This window comes from Pseudomonas sp. GW823-FHT04A03 (assembly GCF_058796615.1).
In genome coordinates this window covers 44,065-61,256 of sequence record NZ_JBXAIV010000009.1, presented here as the reverse complement: position 1 = coordinate 61,256, position 17,192 = coordinate 44,065, and the positions used below count along the sequence as shown (strand labels likewise).

Genomic DNA, 17,192 nt, shown 5'->3' with positions numbered 1-17,192 from the left:
TCCATGCTTTAAGCCTGTCTCACTGGCGGCTTGAGCCGCACGTAAAGGGTTTTACCGACCCGCGCCACCAGGTTGCCGGCGCCGTCATGAATGTCGACCTGCAACTGCGGCAGGTATTTCTCGCCACTGGCGGTCTGCCGACGGATCTCGTCGAGCAGGGTGTCGTCGATGTTGAACCGGGCGAACACCGGGCCTTTGCCCGGCGAGATGAAATCAATGTCGGCGGCCTTGTCCCAGACGATGTACTTCAAGCCGAGGTTCTCCATGAGCATCAACATGAAGAACGGATCGACCATCGAATACAGACTGCCGCCGAACTGGGTGCCGACGTAATTGCGGTTGTACCAGCCCAGGCCCATCGAGACCTGGATGTCACGAAAGTCATCGCTGATGTGCTTCACCCGGACACCGGCGCCGAAGTACGGCGGGTAGAACGTCATGATCCAGCGCATCAGCCGCGCCTTGCCAAACTGTTGGATCAGCCACTCACGCATCCGGCCGCGTCCCCAGCCCCATGGCCTGACGGGCGAACCAGCGCTTGGCCGGCGGCAGCAGATCGAGGCCGAGCAGGCCGATGTTGCGCCCCAGCGACACCAGCGGCTGGGTGCTGCCGAACAGGCGCGTGACCTGATCGGAGAAACCGACGGTCAGGTCCTGATCGAGACGCTGACGCTCGCGATAGGCCTGCAACGTGGCGAAATCCCCCAGCGGTTTGTCGCTGGCCAGCAGCGCGGCGGCCAACGCATCGGCATCGCGCAGGGACAGGTTGAAACCCTGCCCGGCAATCGGGTGCAGGCTGTGGGCGGCGTTACCGAGGACGGCAAGATGCGAGCGCACCTGCTCTTCGGCTTCCACCAACGACAGCGGATACAGATGCCGCGCGCCGACCTGTTTCAGAGTGCCGAGACGGTAGCCGAACACGCCTTGCAGCTCGCTGAGGAAATCACGTTCGCTCAGATCTGCCAGCCGTTGCGCGTCCATCCCCAGACGGGTCCACACCAGCGCGCAGCGGTTTTCCGGCAGCGGCAACAGCGCCATCGGGCCCTCGTCGGTGAAGCGCTCAAAGGCCATGCCGTTGTGCGCTTCGCTCGGGGTGATGTTGGCGATCAGCGCGCTCTGGTTGTACGGGCGCTTGCGCACGTTGATGCCCAGTTGCTCGCGCAGACCAGAACGGCCGCCATCGGCGAGTACCGCCAGATCGCACTCGACCGTGGTTTCGTCGTTGAGCGTGAGGCGATAGCCGTCCGGCAGCGGTTCCATGCGGGTGACTTCCGCCGGGCAACGCCAACTGATCACGTCTTTATCGAGGTGCTGCCACAGGCACTGGCCGAGCCAGGCGTTTTCCACTACATAGCCGAGCGCCGGAACGCCCTCTTCCATCGCCGACAGGCGAGCGGTGGAAAAACGTCCACGGTCGGACACGTGAATCTGCTTGATCGGCTCGGCGCGGCGGGAGATTTCCTGCCAAACGCCCAGCCGCTGATAAATCTGCCGCGAGCCGAAGGACAGCGCCGAGGAGCGCGCATCGTAGCTTGGCTGCCAGGTGTCACCGGGGGCGAACGGTTCGATCAGCACGATCTTCCAGCCACGGGCCTTGGCTCCGGCCTGCAAGGCCAACGCCAGACTGGCGCCGACCAGACCGCCACCGATGATTGCCAGATTGACCCGACTCATGCCGCGCAGGTCCGTGCTTGCGCCATCAGGGCTTCGATCTCGGCGACGGTCTTCGGCACGCCACCCGTCAGGATTTCACAACCGCTTTTGGTCACTACCACGTCATCCTCGATGCGCACGCCAATGCCGCGCCATTTCTTCGCAACGTTCTGATTGTCCGGGGCGATGTAAATGCCCGGCTCCACGGTCAGCGCCATGCCGACTTCCAGCACCCGCCATTCGCCGCCGACCTTGTATTCGCCGACGTCATGCACATCCATCCCCAGCCAGTGGCCGGCGCGGTGCATGTAAAACGCCTTGTAGGCCTCGGAAACGATCAACTCGTCGACTTCGCCCTGCAACAACCCCAGCTTCACCAGCCCGGTGGTGATGACCCGAACCGTGGCTTCGTGCGCCTGATTCCAGTGCTTGTTCGGGGCGATTTCGGCGAATGCCGCTTCCTGCGAAGCCAGCACCAGTTCGTAGATCGCTTTCTGTTCAGCGGAAAACTTGCCGTTGACCGGCCAGGTGCGGGTGATGTCGCTGGCGTAGCAGTCGATTTCACATCCGGCGTCGATCAGCACCAGATCGCCGTCCTTGAGCAGCGCATCATTCTGCTGGTAATGCAGAATGCAACTGTTGCGCCCGGCAGCGACGATCGAGCCGTAGGCCGGCATCTTCGCCCCTCCCTTGCGGAACTCGTAATCGAGCTCGGCTTCAAGGCTGTACTCGTACAGCCCGGCGCGGCTGGCCTGCATCGCCCGGATGTGAGCCTGGGCAGAAATCCGCGCCGCTTCGCGCATCACCTTCACTTCTGCCGCCGATTTATACAGGCGCATGTCGTGCAGCAGGTGATCCAGGGCAACGAATTCGTTCGGCGGCTGGGCGCCGAGGTGCGCCTTGGAGCGGATCACATTGATCCAGTCCATCAGGTGGCGGTCGAATTCCGGGTTGCTGCCCATCGCCGAATACACCCGGTCGCGGCCTTCGATTAGGCCCGGCAGGATGTCGTCGATGTCAGTGATGGGGAACGCGTCGTCGGCGCCGAAATCTCGAATCGCGCCTTCCTGGCCGGCGCGCAGGCCGTCCCAGAGTTCCCGTTCGGCATTACGCTCACGGCAGAACAGCACGTATTCACCGTGTTCGCGACCGGGCATCAGGACGATGACGGCCTGTGGCTCGGGAAAACCGCTGAGGTACTGGAAGTCGCTGTCCTGACGATAGACATGCTCGACGTCGCGGTTGCGGATGGCGACCGCGGCGGCAGGCAGGATCGCGATGCTGTTGGGTTCCATCTGCGCCATCAGCGCCTTGCGGCGCCGGGCGTATTCCGCTTTCGGGATATGGATCATGGGCAGATGGCTTTCCCTGGCACGCGATCAGTGCAGCGACGGCTTGGCCGCTGGCGGCACGTCGGCCTTTTTGGTTTCGGAGAACAGCAGCAGCGGAGCGACACGCAGGTACTCCATGACTTCCATATAGTCGCTTTCGCCGTCTTCGGATTCTTCCAGTGCGTCTTGCACCTGGGAGATCGCTGCCAAATCCTGCAACACTTCGGTGGCTTCGGTGCTCAGCATGCTGCTGTCGCGGCAGTTCAGACCGAAACCGGTGAGGAAGCCCTGGCACCATTCGCCCAGCGCGGCGGCGCGCTCGGCCAGCGGTGCGTCATCGTTCGGCAGCAGCAGAACCACGGTGACGTCGTCGCCGGTGAGTTCGCTCTTGACCATCTCCTGCAGACCGATCAGCGCGTTGCGGACGTTGTCCTGCGGCTCGCTTTCGAGCAGCTCGGCGGCATCGATCAGCCACTCTTCGGCATTGAAGCCGGCGCCAGCGCAACTGCGGCCCAGCAACAGGCCGTGCAGTTCGGCAGGCGAAACGGAATGACCGCTGGAGTTCAGCAGGGTGGCAAAGCCTTGGTACGGGGAATTCTGAATGGGCATGGGCAGCTAGGCGCCAGACGGCGCTATGTCTAGAATGAAGGCCTTGTATCCTACATCGACAGACTCGCCAAGACCATTAAAGGCTGTCCGCCAGCCAAACCCATCAGACCGAATCAGTGGACACAATGGAAGACACCGACCTGCAAGCGCTGATGGCCAGACTCGAACTGCTGATTACCCGAGTCGAGCAACTAAAGAGTCAAAACGCACTCTTACTAGCTCAGGAAAAGACCTGGCGCGAGGAACGCGCGCACCTCATTGAAAAAAACGAAATCGCCCGGCGTAAGGTCGAATCGATGATTTCGCGCCTCAAGGCCCTGGAGCAAGACTCATGAGTTCAAGCAATAGCGTTACCGTGCAGATCCTCGACAAAGAGTATTCGATCATCTGTCCCCAGGAAGAACGCAGCAATCTGGTCAGTGCCGCGCGTTACCTGGACGGCAAGATGCGCGAGATCCGCAGCAGCGGCAAAGTCATCGGCGCCGACCGCATCGCCGTGATGGCCGCGCTGAACATCACCCACGATCTCTTGCACAAAGAAGAGCGCCCGGACATTCAGGCCAGCGGCTCGACCCGTGAACAGGTGCGTGACTTGCTCGATCGTGTCGATCTGGTGCTGGCCGACGATCCGGACATCAGCAAGGGCTGATTCGCCAGGCCGCTTGAGTTATACTCGCCGCACTCCCTGGGGTGCTTGCCAGTTGACGATGTCCCTGAGCCGATTTGCACTACCCTGGGGGTTGCACGTTGGGCTGGTGTGCATGTCCGCCAGACGGAAAGCCTTAAAGCCTACTGCATCCTCCACCTTGAACTCTCGGGTTCAAGGGCTAAGTCGACAGCGGCTCATCCGGGGAGCCTGATTCGAATCCGATGCCGGTGCATGCCGGCATCGGATTTTTTATGCGTACGTTTTCGTCCCACCCTGCCGAAGCCGAACCATGACCGAACCCGCGTTGCTGCCTCGTCCCCAACTGCGCCGCCAGCTGCGCAAGGCCCGCCGCTCGCTGACGCGAAGCGAACAACGCCAGGCCGCCGAAGGTCTGTACAAGCAACTGGCACAAGACCCGCACTTTCGCCGGGCCAAACACATTTCCCTGTACCTGCCCACCGACGGTGAAATCGACCCGCGCCTGTTGCTGCGCGCCGCCCAGCGTCGGGGCAAGAAAACCTACCTGCCGGTGCTCAGTGCCTGGCCGCGGACCAAAATGGTCTTTCAGCAAATCCGCCCCGGCGAAAAACTCAAACCCAACCGCTTCCGCATTCTCGAGCCACGCGCCAATCTGGCCCGTCAGCGCAAGGTCTGGGCACTGGATCTGGTGTTGTTGCCATTGGTGGGATTCGACGATGTCGGCGGACGCCTGGGCATGGGCGGCGGTTTCTACGATCGCAGCCTGGCGTATCTGGCCCGACGCCAGAACTGGCGCAAGCCGACGCTGTTGGGCCTGGCCCATGAATGTCAGAAAGTCGAACGTCTCGCGCAAGCGAGCTGGGATGTACCGTTGCAGGGAACGGTGACAGACAAGGCGTGGTATTTCGCAGGATAGACGCCGCGCGGATCAGCGGCGTCGAAAAGGCAGTTTCAGCGCTTGAAGGCTGTCGACTGTTGTACTTGTTGCGCTACTTCAATCGGTGCATCGGCCTTGTTGGCCCACAGACTTTGCGCATAACCGGTGGTCACGACGCCCAGACCGAACAAAATCACCAAAGTCCACAGCAAATCCGGTTTGCGTTTCATCGATTGCCCCCCTCAAGGCACATCATCACGATGACAGCAGCGGTTTCCATTCGTAGGCCGTGCAGCAGCGTCAAGCTTTAAAGGCCGGCATTTTGCGACAACGTGAACCTCTGCGCAAATGCTGGCGTCAACCGACCGTCGGTTTGTCATAAAATTGCCGGACAACCTGCCCAATGACCGCTTGAGGAGCAAAAACCATGGCCTACTGGCTGATGAAATCCGAGCCCGACGAACTCTCGATCAAGGGCCTGGAAAAACTCGGCAAAGCGCGCTGGGACGGGGTTCGCAACTATCAGGCGCGCAATTTCCTGCGGGCCATGGCGGTGGGGGATGAATTCTTCTTCTACCACTCCAGCTGCCCGGAGCCGGGGATTGCCGGAATCGGCAAAATCATCGAAGCCGCGTACCCGGATCCCACCGCACTGGAACCGGAGAGTCATTACTTCGACCCGAAAGCCACGCCGGAGAAAAACGCCTGGAGCGCGATTGATGTTGCCCACGTCGAAACTTTCAGCCGGGTCTTGAAGCTGGATTATCTGAAACAGCAGACCGCGCTGGCCGAGATGCCGCTGGTGCAAAAGGGTTCGCGACTGTCGGTGATGCCGGTGACGGCCGAGCAGTGGGCGGCGGTGATCGCGCTCAAACCCTGAGGCATTTGTCGCCTGACAAAATGCCATCGCGAGCAAGCTCGCTCCCAGAGGGTTCAGCGGCGATCACACAAATGTGTGGCACCACAAAACCACTGTAGGAGCGAGCTTGCTCGCGATGCGGACCGCCCGGTCAACGAATGCATTACTGAATGATCAGGTTGTTGAACAACAGATCTTCAACCACCGGCTTGCCGGTCTCGTCATTCATCACTTGCTGTGTCTGCTTCAAGGCTTCCTGACGCAGCTTTTCCTTGCCCTCGATGCTACCCATCGCATCGGTGGTCTGCTGGGTGAACAGCGCCACCAGTTGATTGCGGATCAGCGGCTCGTTGGCCTTGACTAGTTTGGTCGCCTCTTCGCCGGTCACCCGCAGTGCCACGTCGGCCTTGTAGACCTTCAGCTTCGGGGTGCCATCCAGCCCATAGTTGCCCACAAACGGCGGGCTCAGGGTGATGTAGTTGACCTTCGGCGCCTCGCCTTCTTTGGCTTCTTCGGCCAGCGCTGCCACAGGCAGAGACAGGGCCAGCAACAACATGATCCACGCTTTCACAATTCGCTCCTTATCCGGTTTGCGGCCTAGCATAACGACCCGCCGCGCAAGCACAAGCTTATGGCGGACTATCAGGGCCGGGCATGCTCGTTGACCCGTTGACTGCCACACCTACACTTATCGGCCATCACTCCCAAAGGAATAGCCCTGATGAAAGCCGTGCTGTGCAAAGCCTTCGGCCCTGCCGAATCGCTGGTGCTGGAAGACGTCGCCAGTCCTGTCGCCAAGAAGAACGAAATCCTGCTGGACGTGCACGCCGCCGGGGTCAACTTTCCGGACACGCTGATCATCGAGGGCAAGTATCAGTTCAAGCCGCCCTTCCCGTTCTCCCCGGGTGGCGAAGCCTCCGGCGTGGTCAGCGAAGTGGGTGAAAAGGTCAGTCACCTGAAGGTCGGCGACCGGGTCATGGCCCTGACCGGCTGGGGCAGCTTCGCCGAGCAGGTCGCGGTCCCGGGCTATAACGTGCTGCCGATCCCGCCGTCGATGGATTTCAACACCGCCGCCGCCTTCAGCATGACCTACGGCACGTCGATGCACGCCCTCAAACAGCGCGGCAACCTGCAACCGGGTGAAACCCTGCTGGTGCTCGGTGCTTCTGGCGGTGTTGGCCTGGCCGCCGTGGAAATCGGCAAAGCCATGGGCGCCCGGGTGATCGCCGCTGCCAGCAGCGCGGAAAAACTCGCCGTGGCCAAGGCTGCCGGTGCCGACGAACTGATCAACTACAGCGAAACCAGCCTCAAGGACGAGATCAAGCGTCTGACCGACGGCCAGGGCGCCGACGTGATCTACGACCCGGTCGGCGGCGACCTGTTCGACCAGGCCATCCGCGCCATCGCCTGGAACGGCCGCCTGCTGGTGGTCGGGTTCGCCAGCGGCCGCATTCCCGAACTGCCGGTCAACCTCGCTCTGCTCAAGGGCGCGGCGGTACTCGGCGTGTTCTGGGGTTCCTTCGCCCAGCGTCAGCCGCAAGACAACGCGTCGAACTTCCAGCAACTGTTCGGCTGGTTTGCCGAGGGCAAGCTGAAGCCGCTGGTGTCGCAGGTCTACCCGCTGGGAAATGCCGCGCAGGCAATCAATGATCTCGGGCAACGCAAGGCTGTGGGCAAGGTTGTGGTGCAAGTCCGCTGAGCTGATCGGACGATCCGGAATTGATGACCAATCCGGATCGTCCTTCAGAACACTCCAGCCCTACATCAAACTGCGAATGTCCTCCGGCAACAGGCTCATGTACGTCCGGACCGGGCTGCGACGGCAACTTTTTACAATCGATGGAATCCGCTTGTTCAACCTGGCGATCATCGCCAGGCGCTGCTCGTCCGGCAGCTGCGCATTGTGGAAAACATTGGAAACGTAGGCTCTGGTGTGAACGAACACCTTGGTATCGATCCATGACTGTTCCGCAATGTTGCCGATGTATTCGTTCAGAGTGCGGCACTTTAAAGCTTTCAGTTGCCGGTTGATGTGAATGGGTTGATCGAGATCCAGCCTGAACACCATAGGCGCAAGGACTCGCCTTTCTGCCGGCCTGTCACCCTCGACCGCCCACGGCTTGAACCGCCATTGTTCGATGGCGACCCTGACCGCTTCGATCAGCTCCGGATGGCTGCTTTGCGCAAAGCTGATCCGGTCGACTGAACCGTTGGCATGGACGGTGAACTCGGCACCCACTTCACCTGTAACACCCGCCCGGAAAAGCGCCAACGGATAGATCGGCTTCGGGTTGTTTTCCGGGATCAGCAGCACCTCTACCGCCCACGCACCTCCCGATGCCATCAGCAAAAACAGCAACACACACCACCGCATGAGCCCTTCCCCTTCACCGCACGAGTGCCCGATTGGCACCCGCAAAAGGGTAGAGCCCGGCAGCCTGAAACAGAACGCCGCGCCTTCTGCATTGTTCGCAGGACATTTCCCAAACCTGCGCCCTACAAAGCCCTGCAACCCGGCAGGAAGCCGCCGAAGTAACCTTTCCCACAGCGCCCCGCACTTATATCTGAGCGACATGTTCATAAAGGAACGTGCGACTTCCAACATTTCCGCTGTTTTGCCGATGGGAAGCGGTGCTATTTTCGGTAACGAAACTGTAACATTCGCATCCGCAGTCAAAACAAGAAATCTGGAGCTCTTGAATGTTTGCTTTCTTTCGTCCTGCCGCACATCAGGCTCCATTGCCTGAAGAAAAAATCGACAGCACCTACCGACGCCTGCGTTGGCAGATCTTCGCCGGCATCTTCTTTGGCTATGCGGGTTACTACCTGCTGCGCAAAAACTTCTCGCTGGCCATGCCGTACCTGATCGACGAAGGCTACAGCCGTGGCGATCTGGGCTTGGCGATGTCGGCGATCGCCATCGCCTACGGTCTGTCCAAGTTCCTCATGGGCCTGGTGTCCGACCGCTCCAACCCGCGTTACTTCCTGCCATTCGGCCTGCTGGTATCGGCCGGGGTGATGTTCATTTTCGGTTTCGCGCCTTGGGCAACCTCCAGCGTGACCATGATGTTCATCCTGCTGTTCATCAACGGCTGGGCCCAGGGCATGGGCTGGCCGCCGAGTGGACGCACGATGGTGCACTGGTGGTCGCAGAAGGAACGTGGCGGCGTGGTATCGGTGTGGAACGTGGCGCATAACGTCGGTGGCGGTCTGATCGGCCCGCTGTTCCTGATCGGCATGGGCCTGTTCAACGACTGGCACGCGGCGTTCTACGTCCCGGCCGCCGTGGCTCTGGCAGTAGCGGTGTTCGCTTTCGTGACCATGCGTGACACCCCGCAGTCGGTCGGCCTGCCGCCGATCGAGAAGTACAAGAACGACTACCCGGAAGGCTACGACGCCAGCCACGAAGACGAATTCAGCGCCAAGGAAATCTTCGTCAAGTACGTGCTGCGCAACAAAATGCTCTGGTACATCGCCATGGCCAACGTCTTCGTCTACCTGCTGCGCTACGGCGTACTGGACTGGGCGCCGACCTACCTGAAGGAAGCCAAGGGTTTCACCGTGGATAAAACCTCGTGGGCCTATTTCTTCTACGAGTGGGCGGGGATTCCGGGCACGCTGCTGTGCGGCTGGATGTCGGACAAGATCTTCCGCGGCAACCGTGGTCTGACCGGCATGGTGTTCATGGCCCTGGTGACCGTCGCGACCCTGGTTTACTGGCTGAACCCGGCCGGCAACCCGACCGTCGACATGATCGCGCTGTTCTCGATCGGCTTCCTGATCTACGGCCCGGTGATGCTGATCGGCCTGCAGGCGCTGGAACTGGCACCGAAGAAAGCCGCCGGTACTGCCGCAGGCTTCACCGGTCTGTTCGGGTATCTGGGTGGTTCGGTCGCGGCCAGTGCAGCAATGGGCTACACCGTGGACCACTTCGGCTGGGATGGCGGTTTCGTACTGCTGGTGGGCGCTTGCCTGCTGTCGATGGCCTTCTTGGCCCCGACCCTGTGGCACAAGCAAGTCGCCAGTCAGAGCCGCGAAGCAGTCGCCTGATCGGCCTTTGACTTACAGCGCTTGAGCCGCGCCTCCAGATTCCGGTCTGGCATGGCGTGGCTGCGCAGGGCGTGGGCGGTCTGCTCGACATAATCGCGAGTGGTGCCGTAACGCCCGCAAGCGCTTTCGAACACCTGGCTCAGCACATGATCCGGCAAGTTGCCGGCATAGCTGGGCAGGTGTCGCTCCAATACGAATCCCAATGCCTGCACCTGGCTGCCATCTTCGAGTCGGCAGTTGAGCCAGTGTGGCCGATAGGACGGGAACGGCATCTCGCGTTTCCACAACGCATACAGCGCGCTGTCCAGATTGTCTTCCGGCAACCGGTAGGCGAAACCGCTGCAAGAACCGCCGCGATCCAGACCAAAGACCAGACCCGGCATTTCCGGCGTGCCGCGATGCTCGTGGGACCACAGGTACAAACCACGATGATAGCCATGGACTCGCCCGCGCACCCGCTCGACGGCGGAGCACTCCGGCCGCCAGATCAGCGATCCATAGGCGAACAGCCACACCGGCCCGCCCTTGTGGCGCGCCATGGTCGATTGCATGGAAGCGAGAAGTTGTTCGTGCGTCAGCTGCGGCCCAAGATCGAGCCGCGGAGGGTAAGCCAGGTTCAGAAAAGCGTTTTCAATGGCGCTCATGGCGAATAGCGTTCAGCTCCCCGCGGGTGAAGAATTACTTAATAGAACGCACCGCTGTAACAATAAGGCACATATGTTTTAAGGCAATTTGAGTGCCATGGCACAGTTCTTAATTGATTGCCTGATTGATATATAACCTACCGGCATTTATGCAATTACATAAATACCGATCGGCTATATGGAGAGTTATAAAGAATGAAGAGCGAGGCTCAAGAGCGCGGCGCGTATGCGAACACATCCGCACGCATCTGATGGGCATCCATCCCCGCTTCCACGAGCGCGTCCAGCGTGCCGTAGACCATGGCCGGCGAGCCACTGGCATAGACGTGCAGCGGTTTCAGATCCGGGAAATCCTCACACACTGCTTCATGCAACATGCCGCAGCGCCCTTCCCAGCCGCACTGGTCACTGACGACCTTGTGCAGGAACAGATTCGGCAATTTCAACCATTCGTCCCAGTGTTCGATTTCGTAGAAATCTTCCGGACGACGCACGCCCCAGTACAAGTGCACCGGATGTTTGAAGCCATTGGCCCGGCAATGTTCGATCAGGCTGTGGATCTGGCCCATGCCGGTGCCGGCGGCGATCAGCACCAGCGGCCCGTCCGGCAGTTCCGCCAGATGGGTGTCGCCGAACGGCAGCTCGACCCGCACCATCGGGTTGCGCGTGAGCTGATCGATCAGGCTCAGTGCACTGGATTCGCGCGCCAGCACATGGATTTCCAGATCGCGCCCGCCGTGGGGCGCCGAGGCCATGGAGAACGCCGACTTCTCGCCGTTCTCGCGCTCGATCATCAAATACTGGCCAGCGTGGTAGCGCGGCGGCTTGCCGGCCGGCGCCCGCAGGCGCACACGAAAGGTATCGCCACCGACATCACGGCATTCGATGACCTGACACGACACGCTGCGCACGGGCAATTCTCCCAGCGCGAGCACGCCATCCCACAGCACGATGCAGTCTTCCAGCGGCTCCGCTATGCAAGTGTAGAACTCGCCGTGGTCATGCACCTTGCCGGCCTGTTCGACCCGGCCTTCCACCAGCAGCGCCGCACACACATGGCAATTGCCGTTGCGGCAACTTTGCGGGCATTCGTAGCCCAGGCGCCGCGCACCATCGAGAATCCGCTCTCCGGGCTGTATCTCGAGCACCGCTCCGGAGGGCTGCAGGGTTACACGCATCAATCTATTCCTAACTGATTCCAGATGGCATCGATCCGTTGGGTGACGGCATCATCCTTGACGATGACGCGGCCCCACTCGCGAGTGGTTTCGCCCGGCCACTTGTGGGTGGCGTCCAGGCCCATCTTCGAGCCGAGCCCCGACACCGGCGAGGCGAAGTCGAGGTAGTCGATCGGCGTGTTGTCGATCATCACCGTGTCGCGCTTGGGATCCATGCGCGTGGTGATGGCCCAGATCACGTCGTTCCAGTCCCGCGCGTTGATGTCGTCGTCGGTGACGATAACGAACTTGGTGTACATGAACTGTCGCAAAAACGACCAGACACCCAGCATCACGCGCTTGGCGTGGCCCGGATACGACTTCTTCATCGTCACCACGGCCATGCGGTACGAGCAGCCTTCCGGCGGCAGGTAGAAGTCGGTGATTTCAGGGAACTGCTTCTGCAGGATCGGCACGAACACTTCGTTCAACGCTACGCCGAGAATCGCCGGCTCATCCGGCGGACGGCCGGTGTAGGTGCTGTGGTAGATCGGCTTGATCCGGTGGGTGATGCGCTCGACGGTGAACACCGGGAAGCTGTCGACTTCGTTGTAGTAACCGGTGTGGTCGCCGTACGGGCCTTCATCGGCCATCTCGCCGGGATGGATCACGCCTTCAAGGATGATTTCGGCAGTGGCCGGCACTTGCAGGTCGTTGCCACGGCACTTCACCAGCTCCGTGCGGCTGTCGCGCAGCAGACCGGCGAAGGCGTATTCGGAAAGGCTGTCCGGCACCGGGGTGACCGCGCCAAGAATGGTGGCCGGATCCGCGCCAAGGGCCACGGACACCGGGAACGGCTGGCCCGGATGCTTCTCGCACCACTCACGGAAATCCAGCGCGCCGCCACGGTGGCTGAGCCAACGCATGATGACCTTGTTGCGGCCGATCACTTGCTGACGGTAGATGCCGAGGTTCTGTCGGTCCTTGTTCGGACCTTTGGTGACCGTCAGGCCCCAAGTGATCAGCGGCGCCACGTCGCCCGGCCAGCAAGTCTGCACCGGCAGCATCGCCAGATCGACGTCATCGCCTTCGATGACCACTTCCTGGCACGGCGCGTCTTTGACGACTTTCGGCGCCATCGCGATGATCTTGCGGAAGATCGGCAGCTTCGACCACGCGTCCTTCAAGCCCTTCGGCGGCTCCGGCTCCTTGAGGAACGCCAGCAGCTTGCCGATTTCGCGCAGCTCGCTGACCGACTCGGCACCCATGCCCATGGCCACCCGCTCGGGAGTGCCGAACAGGTTGCCGAGCACCGGGATGTCGTAACCGGTCGGCTTCTCGAACAGCAGCGCCGGGCCCTTGGCCCGCAGCGTGCGGTCGCACACCTCGGTCATTTCCAGCACCGGCGAGACGGGAATCTGGATGCGTTTCAACTCTCCGCGCTGCTCAAGCTGCTGCACGAAATCCCGAAGATCCTTGAATTTCATTGACGATGGCACCCTCAAAATAGGCGTACATCCTACCTGCTATGTCGGCCGCTGGCAGCTATCGTGGCTCTGCAAACAGCAATCAGTGCCTCCTGGAAGGTCGGGGTGGCCGAACCGGGGTAAAAAAAATGGCGCCCTTCAGGGGCGCCATTTTTCTGAACCGACCAGCGATGTTACTTGCGCTTCATCGACAGGAAGAATTCGTCGTTGGTCTTGGTCGTTTTCAGCTTGTCGACCAGGAACTCGATGGCTGCAACTTCATCCATCGGGTGCAGCAGTTTGCGCAGGATCCACATACGCTGCAGTTCGTCGTCGGCGGTCAGCAGCTCTTCGCGACGGGTACCGGACTTGTTGATGTTGATGGCCGGGAACACACGCTTCTCGGCGATACGACGGTCCAGTGGCAGCTCCATGTTGCCGGTGCCCTTGAACTCTTCGTAGATCACTTCGTCCATCTTCGAGCCGGTTTCAACCAGCGCGGTGGCGATGATGGTCAGCGAGCCGCCTTCTTCGATGTTGCGCGCGGCGCCGAAGAAACGCTTCGGTTTCTCCAGGGCGTGGGCATCGACACCACCGGTCAGCACCTTGCCGGAGCTCGGGATCACGGTGTTGTAGGCACGGGCCAGACGGGTGATGGAGTCGAGCAGGATCACCACGTCTTTCTTGTGTTCGACCAGGCGCTTGGCCTTCTCGATCACCATTTCAGCCACTTGCACGTGACGGGTCGGCGGCTCGTCGAAGGTCGAGGCGACCACTTCGCCGCGCACGGTGCGCTGCATTTCGGTCACTTCTTCCGGACGTTCGTCGATCAACAGCACGATCAGGTGAACTTCAGGGTTGTTACGGGCGATGTTCGCTGCGATGTTCTGCAGCATGATCGTTTTACCGGCTTTCGGCGGTGCAACGATCAGACCGCGCTGGCCTTTGCCGATCGGGGCGCACAGGTCGATCACACGACCGGTCAGGTCTTCGGTGGAACCGTTGCCGGCCTCCATCTTCATGCGCACGTTCGGGAACAGCGGGGTCAGGTTCTCGAAGAGAATCTTGTTCTTCGCGTTCTCAGGACGATCGAAGTTGATCGTGTCGACCTTGAGCAGAGCGAAATAACGCTCGCCTTCCTTCGGAGGGCGGATCTTGCCAACGATGGTGTCACCGGTGCGCAAGTTGAAACGGCGGATCTGGCTCGGCGAGACGTAGATATCGTCAGGGCCGGCGAGGTAGGAAGCGTCAGCGGAGCGCAGGAAGCCGAAGCCGTCCTGGAGAATCTCCAGCACGCCATCACCGGAGATTTCCTCACCGCTTTTAGCGTGCTTTTTCAGCAGGGAGAAAATCACGTCCTGCTTGCGCGAACGGGCCATATTTTCTATGCCCATCTGTTCGGCCAATTCGAGCAGTTCGGTAATCGGCTTTTGCTTGAGTTCAGTCAGATTCATATAGGAATGACGTAATCATTTATGGAGGGGGGGAAATTAAGCTTTTGGCTTAATGAGGCCGCGCCGCGGAGAAGGCGACAGGATCGCGTACTTATTCGAAAAGGAGTGCGTCGGCGACGGCTAGCAGGGGGCAGTGGAGAAACCAGTGCGGGGCCGAATGTACCACCTGAGTTTCGGAGCGTCTAGCCCTGAATACGCAAAAAGCCCCGCAATTTGCGGGGCTTTTTGAAGACAATCTTTACCGCGACGCTTAGATGTTGGCGTCGAGGAAAGCAGCCAGTTGCGACTTCGACAGAGCGCCGACCTTGGTCGCTTCCACGTTGCCGTTCTTGAACAGCATCAGGGTCGGAATACCACGTACGCCGTGCTTGGCAGGGGTTTCCTGGTTTTCGTCGATGTTCAGTTTGGCAACGGTCAGCTTGCCTTTGTAAGTCTCTGCAATCTCGTCCAGAACCGGAGCGATCATTTTGCAAGGGCCGCACCATTCAGCCCAGTAGTCGACCAGGACAGCGCCTTCGGCCTTGAGTACGTCGGCTTCGAAGCTAGCGTCGCTAACGTGTTTGATCAGATCGCTGCTCATGGAATTCTCCAGGTTGTAAGCAAAAAAACGTGGCCCATCATAGCCGCCCTTCCCTTGTTCAGGAAGCCGCAGATGATTGAGTCTTGCTATGGCACTCGATGAGTTTGGGTATAGCTCAAGTCACGCGCTGGCGGGGGCGATGAAGGCAATTCCGGTGCGCAGGGCCGCGTTGCGCACGTGCTCCTGCATGGCTTTCTGCGCGGTGGCGGAAGCCCGGCGGGCCAGGGCGCGGAGGATCTTGCGGTGTTCCTGCCAGGTTTCCATGGCCCGCTCGGCGCGGATGAACGGTAGTTTCTGGCTCTCCAGAAAGATGTCGGCGCTGGCGGTGAGGATGCTCAGCATCGCCTGATTACCGCTGGCCAGCAGGATCCGCCGGTGGAATTCGAAATCCAGTTTCGCCGCTGCCTCGAAGTCGCCGGCGCGCAGTTGCTCGCGCATGGCCGCGACGTTGTCTTCCAGTTCGTCCAGATCAAACGTACTCAGCGTTACCGCTGCCAGACCGGCCGCAAACCCCTCCAGCGCATAGCGCAACTGAAAGATCTCAAGCGGCGAAGCCTGGGCTGCAAACGGCCACGCTGGTGCGCCCTCGCCGCGCGGCAGTTCCACCGGCGCCTGCACGAACACGCCTTTGCCCGGTTGGATGCTGACCACGCCCAGCGCACTCAAGGACGACAGCGCCTCACGCAACGACGCGCGACTGACGCCCAGTTGAACCGCCAGATCCCGTTGCGAAGGCAGCGCATCGCCGGGACCGAAGCCCTGCTCGGTAATCAGTTTGCGGATCGCTTGCAGCGCCACTTCGGGTACGGCGCGGGAGATCGAGTTCATGGTTTTCCAGACGAACCAGGCCAAGGTGCGGCCAGTTGTAATGCTATTCGAGGCATCAGGCAAGTCGTGCCCCAGCGGGGTTCGACGGCGCGCGTCGATGCGCTATCGCAGTGCGAAACCCGACCTGACTGTTCAGACCAGTAAGACCGAACAAACCCGCTAAACCCGTGGCTTTGCGGGGTCAAACCCTGTCTTGGCACGGCCCATGCTCTGTCGGATCGCAGAATTCACTTCCCGCCGATCCGGAGATTGTCCATGACGAAGCGTTACAGCGCCCTCCTCGCCGCCCTGTTTGCCGGTCTGATGCTGAGCCAGGCCCCCGCCCATGCCGACGGTCTGGATGACGTGGTCAAGCGCGGCACTTTGAAAGTCGCGGTGCCTCAGGACTTCCCGCCGTTCGGCTCGGTCGGCCCGGACATGAAGCCGCGCGGCCTCGATATCGACACCGCGAAACTGCTGGCCGAGCAGCTCAAGGTCAAACTCGAACTGACCCCGGTCAACAGCACCAACCGCATCCCGTTCCTGACCACCGGCAAGGTCGACCTGGTGATTTCCAGCCTCGGCAAGAACCCCGAGCGCGAGAAAGTCATCGATTTCTCCCGCGCCTATGCGCCGTTCTACCTCGCCGTGTTCGGTCCGCCGGACGCAGCCGTCAGCACCCTCGACGACCTCAAGGGCAAGACCATCAGCGTTACCCGTGGCGCCATCGAAGACATCGAGCTGACCAAGGTCGCCCCCGAAGGCGTGACCATCAAGCGCTTTGAAGACAACAACTCGACCATCGCCGCCTACCTCGCAGGCCAGGTCGACCTGATCGCCAGCGGCAACGTGGTGATGGTCGCTATCAGTGAAAAGAACCCGAAACGCGTCCCCGCGCTGAAAGTGAAGCTCAAGGATTCGCCGGTCTACGTCGGCGTGAACAAGAACGAGCCGGCGCTGCTGGGCAAGGTCAACGAGATCCTGGCCACCGCCAAGGCTGACGGCGCACTGGAAAAGAACGCGCAGACCTGGCTCAAAGAGCCGCTGCCGGCCGACCTCTGACCGACGACGCGGGAG

The 17,192-nt window shown here is 60.8% G+C and carries 20 protein-coding genes and 1 other RNA gene; 8 read left to right on the top strand and 13 right to left on the bottom strand.

Translation table 11 applies throughout. The features are described 5' to 3' along the window. Positions 1 to 8: 8 nt before the first annotated feature. The 4 genes from AC1Q9F_RS21230 to AC1Q9F_RS21215 are packed head-to-tail and all read right to left on the bottom strand — an operon-like array spanning position 9 to position 3,593. On the bottom strand, positions 9 to 494 hold the full coding sequence (locus AC1Q9F_RS21230; protein ID WP_492620903.1) for a DUF4442 domain-containing protein: 486 nt from the start codon (positions 492 to 494) through the stop codon (positions 9 to 11). Beyond that, complete coding sequence (gene ubiH, locus AC1Q9F_RS21225) at positions 487 to 1,674, bottom strand: 2-octaprenyl-6-methoxyphenyl hydroxylase (protein WP_085606016.1); 1,188 nt, start codon at positions 1,672 to 1,674, stop codon at positions 487 to 489. The genes AC1Q9F_RS21230 and ubiH overlap by 8 nt, the downstream gene beginning before the upstream one ends. Then, positions 1,671 to 3,005 carry a Xaa-Pro aminopeptidase gene (gene pepP, locus AC1Q9F_RS21220; RefSeq protein WP_492620902.1) on the bottom strand — a complete coding sequence of 445 codons (1,335 nt, stop codon included), beginning with the start codon at positions 3,003 to 3,005 and terminating at the stop codon, positions 1,671 to 1,673. The genes ubiH and pepP overlap by 4 nt, the downstream gene beginning before the upstream one ends. A gap of 27 nt (positions 3,006 to 3,032) precedes the next feature. Then, complete coding sequence (locus AC1Q9F_RS21215; protein WP_007951810.1) at positions 3,033 to 3,593, bottom strand: YecA/YgfB family protein; 561 nt, start codon at positions 3,591 to 3,593, stop codon at positions 3,033 to 3,035. A gap of 125 nt (positions 3,594 to 3,718) precedes the next feature. On the opposite strand from AC1Q9F_RS21215, the gene AC1Q9F_RS21210 reads away from it, so the two are divergent. From AC1Q9F_RS21210 to AC1Q9F_RS21195, 4 genes are all read left to right on the top strand, one after another. Beyond that, entirely contained in the window at positions 3,719 to 3,928 is a 210-nt protein-coding gene (locus AC1Q9F_RS21210) for a TIGR02449 family protein (protein ID WP_007940359.1), read from the top strand. Beyond that, complete coding sequence (locus AC1Q9F_RS21205) at positions 3,925 to 4,242, top strand: cell division protein ZapA (RefSeq protein ID WP_007967943.1); 318 nt, start codon at positions 3,925 to 3,927, stop codon at positions 4,240 to 4,242. The genes AC1Q9F_RS21210 and AC1Q9F_RS21205 overlap by 4 nt, the downstream gene beginning before the upstream one ends. A 30-nt stretch (positions 4,243 to 4,272) precedes the next feature. After that, a non-coding RNA gene (ssrS, locus tag AC1Q9F_RS21200) (6S RNA) lies at positions 4,273 to 4,451 on the top strand. Between the two features lie 80 nt (positions 4,452 to 4,531). Then, positions 4,532 to 5,137: a 5-formyltetrahydrofolate cyclo-ligase gene (locus tag AC1Q9F_RS21195; RefSeq protein WP_207984283.1), complete on the top strand. Its 606-nt coding sequence runs from the start codon at positions 4,532 to 4,534 to the stop codon at positions 5,135 to 5,137. A gap of 35 nt (positions 5,138 to 5,172) precedes the next feature. Here AC1Q9F_RS21195 and AC1Q9F_RS21190 read toward each other — a convergent pair whose 3' ends face one another. Further along, positions 5,173 to 5,328: a hypothetical protein gene (locus tag AC1Q9F_RS21190; protein ID WP_007911192.1), complete on the bottom strand. Its 156-nt coding sequence runs from the start codon at positions 5,326 to 5,328 to the stop codon at positions 5,173 to 5,175. Between the two features lie 197 nt (positions 5,329 to 5,525). On the opposite strand from AC1Q9F_RS21190, the gene AC1Q9F_RS21185 reads away from it, so the two are divergent. Continuing rightward, positions 5,526 to 5,978 carry an EVE domain-containing protein gene (locus AC1Q9F_RS21185; RefSeq protein WP_007951813.1) on the top strand — a complete coding sequence of 151 codons (453 nt, stop codon included), beginning with the start codon at positions 5,526 to 5,528 and terminating at the stop codon, positions 5,976 to 5,978. A gap of 142 nt (positions 5,979 to 6,120) precedes the next feature. On the opposite strand, the gene AC1Q9F_RS21180 is transcribed toward AC1Q9F_RS21185, so the two are convergent. Continuing rightward, positions 6,121 to 6,528 carry a flagellar basal body-associated protein FliL gene (locus AC1Q9F_RS21180; RefSeq protein ID WP_007951814.1) on the bottom strand — a complete coding sequence of 136 codons (408 nt, stop codon included), beginning with the start codon at positions 6,526 to 6,528 and terminating at the stop codon, positions 6,121 to 6,123. Between the two features lie 150 nt (positions 6,529 to 6,678). On the opposite strand from AC1Q9F_RS21180, the gene AC1Q9F_RS21175 reads away from it, so the two are divergent. After that, positions 6,679 to 7,656 carry an NADPH:quinone oxidoreductase family protein gene (locus AC1Q9F_RS21175; protein WP_207984284.1) on the top strand — a complete coding sequence of 326 codons (978 nt, stop codon included), beginning with the start codon at positions 6,679 to 6,681 and terminating at the stop codon, positions 7,654 to 7,656. A gap of 60 nt (positions 7,657 to 7,716) precedes the next feature. Here AC1Q9F_RS21175 and AC1Q9F_RS21170 read toward each other — a convergent pair whose 3' ends face one another. Continuing rightward, the gene (locus tag AC1Q9F_RS21170; protein WP_492620901.1) at positions 7,717 to 8,685 is read right to left on the bottom strand and encodes an energy transducer TonB; all 969 of its coding nucleotides are present in this window, start codon (positions 8,683 to 8,685) and stop codon (positions 7,717 to 7,719) included. Here AC1Q9F_RS21170 and glpT point away from each other — a divergent pair. Beyond that, on the top strand, positions 8,658 to 10,007 hold the full coding sequence (gene glpT, locus AC1Q9F_RS21165) for a glycerol-3-phosphate transporter (RefSeq protein ID WP_007951819.1): 1,350 nt from the start codon (positions 8,658 to 8,660) through the stop codon (positions 10,005 to 10,007). The two genes, AC1Q9F_RS21170 and glpT, sit on opposite strands and share 28 nt — an antisense overlap. Here glpT and AC1Q9F_RS21160 read toward each other — a convergent pair. The 6 genes from AC1Q9F_RS21160 to AC1Q9F_RS21135 form a co-directional block, all read right to left on the bottom strand. Next, a complete protein-coding gene (locus AC1Q9F_RS21160; RefSeq protein WP_007951821.1) occupies positions 9,983 to 10,651 on the bottom strand; it encodes a gamma-glutamylcyclotransferase in 669 nt (222 codons plus the stop codon). The two genes, glpT and AC1Q9F_RS21160, sit on opposite strands and share 25 nt — an antisense overlap. Before the next feature lie 209 nt (positions 10,652 to 10,860). Next, entirely contained in the window at positions 10,861 to 11,829 is a 969-nt protein-coding gene (locus AC1Q9F_RS21155; RefSeq protein WP_007951822.1) for a CDP-6-deoxy-delta-3,4-glucoseen reductase, read from the bottom strand. Beyond that, positions 11,829 to 13,295 carry a 4-hydroxy-3-polyprenylbenzoate decarboxylase gene (ubiD, locus tag AC1Q9F_RS21150; protein WP_007951823.1) on the bottom strand — a complete coding sequence of 489 codons (1,467 nt, stop codon included), beginning with the start codon at positions 13,293 to 13,295 and terminating at the stop codon, positions 11,829 to 11,831. Before ubiD ends, AC1Q9F_RS21155 begins: the two co-directional genes overlap by 1 nt. A gap of 173 nt (positions 13,296 to 13,468) precedes the next feature. Next, positions 13,469 to 14,728: a transcription termination factor Rho gene (gene rho, locus AC1Q9F_RS21145; RefSeq protein WP_007951825.1), complete on the bottom strand. Its 1,260-nt coding sequence runs from the start codon at positions 14,726 to 14,728 to the stop codon at positions 13,469 to 13,471. Between the two features lie 250 nt (positions 14,729 to 14,978). Then, positions 14,979 to 15,308, bottom strand: coding sequence for a thioredoxin TrxA (gene trxA, locus AC1Q9F_RS21140; RefSeq protein ID WP_003206727.1), 330 nt, complete (start codon positions 15,306 to 15,308; stop codon positions 14,979 to 14,981). Positions 15,309 to 15,428: 120 nt separating this feature from the next. Next, complete coding sequence (locus AC1Q9F_RS21135; protein WP_492620900.1) at positions 15,429 to 16,136, bottom strand: FadR/GntR family transcriptional regulator; 708 nt, start codon at positions 16,134 to 16,136, stop codon at positions 15,429 to 15,431. Between the two features lie 255 nt (positions 16,137 to 16,391). Between AC1Q9F_RS21135 and AC1Q9F_RS21130 the strand changes: the two genes are divergently transcribed. Continuing rightward, entirely contained in the window at positions 16,392 to 17,177 is a 786-nt protein-coding gene (locus tag AC1Q9F_RS21130; RefSeq protein ID WP_085689913.1) for a transporter substrate-binding domain-containing protein, read from the top strand. Positions 17,178 to 17,192: the final 15 nt, after the last annotated feature.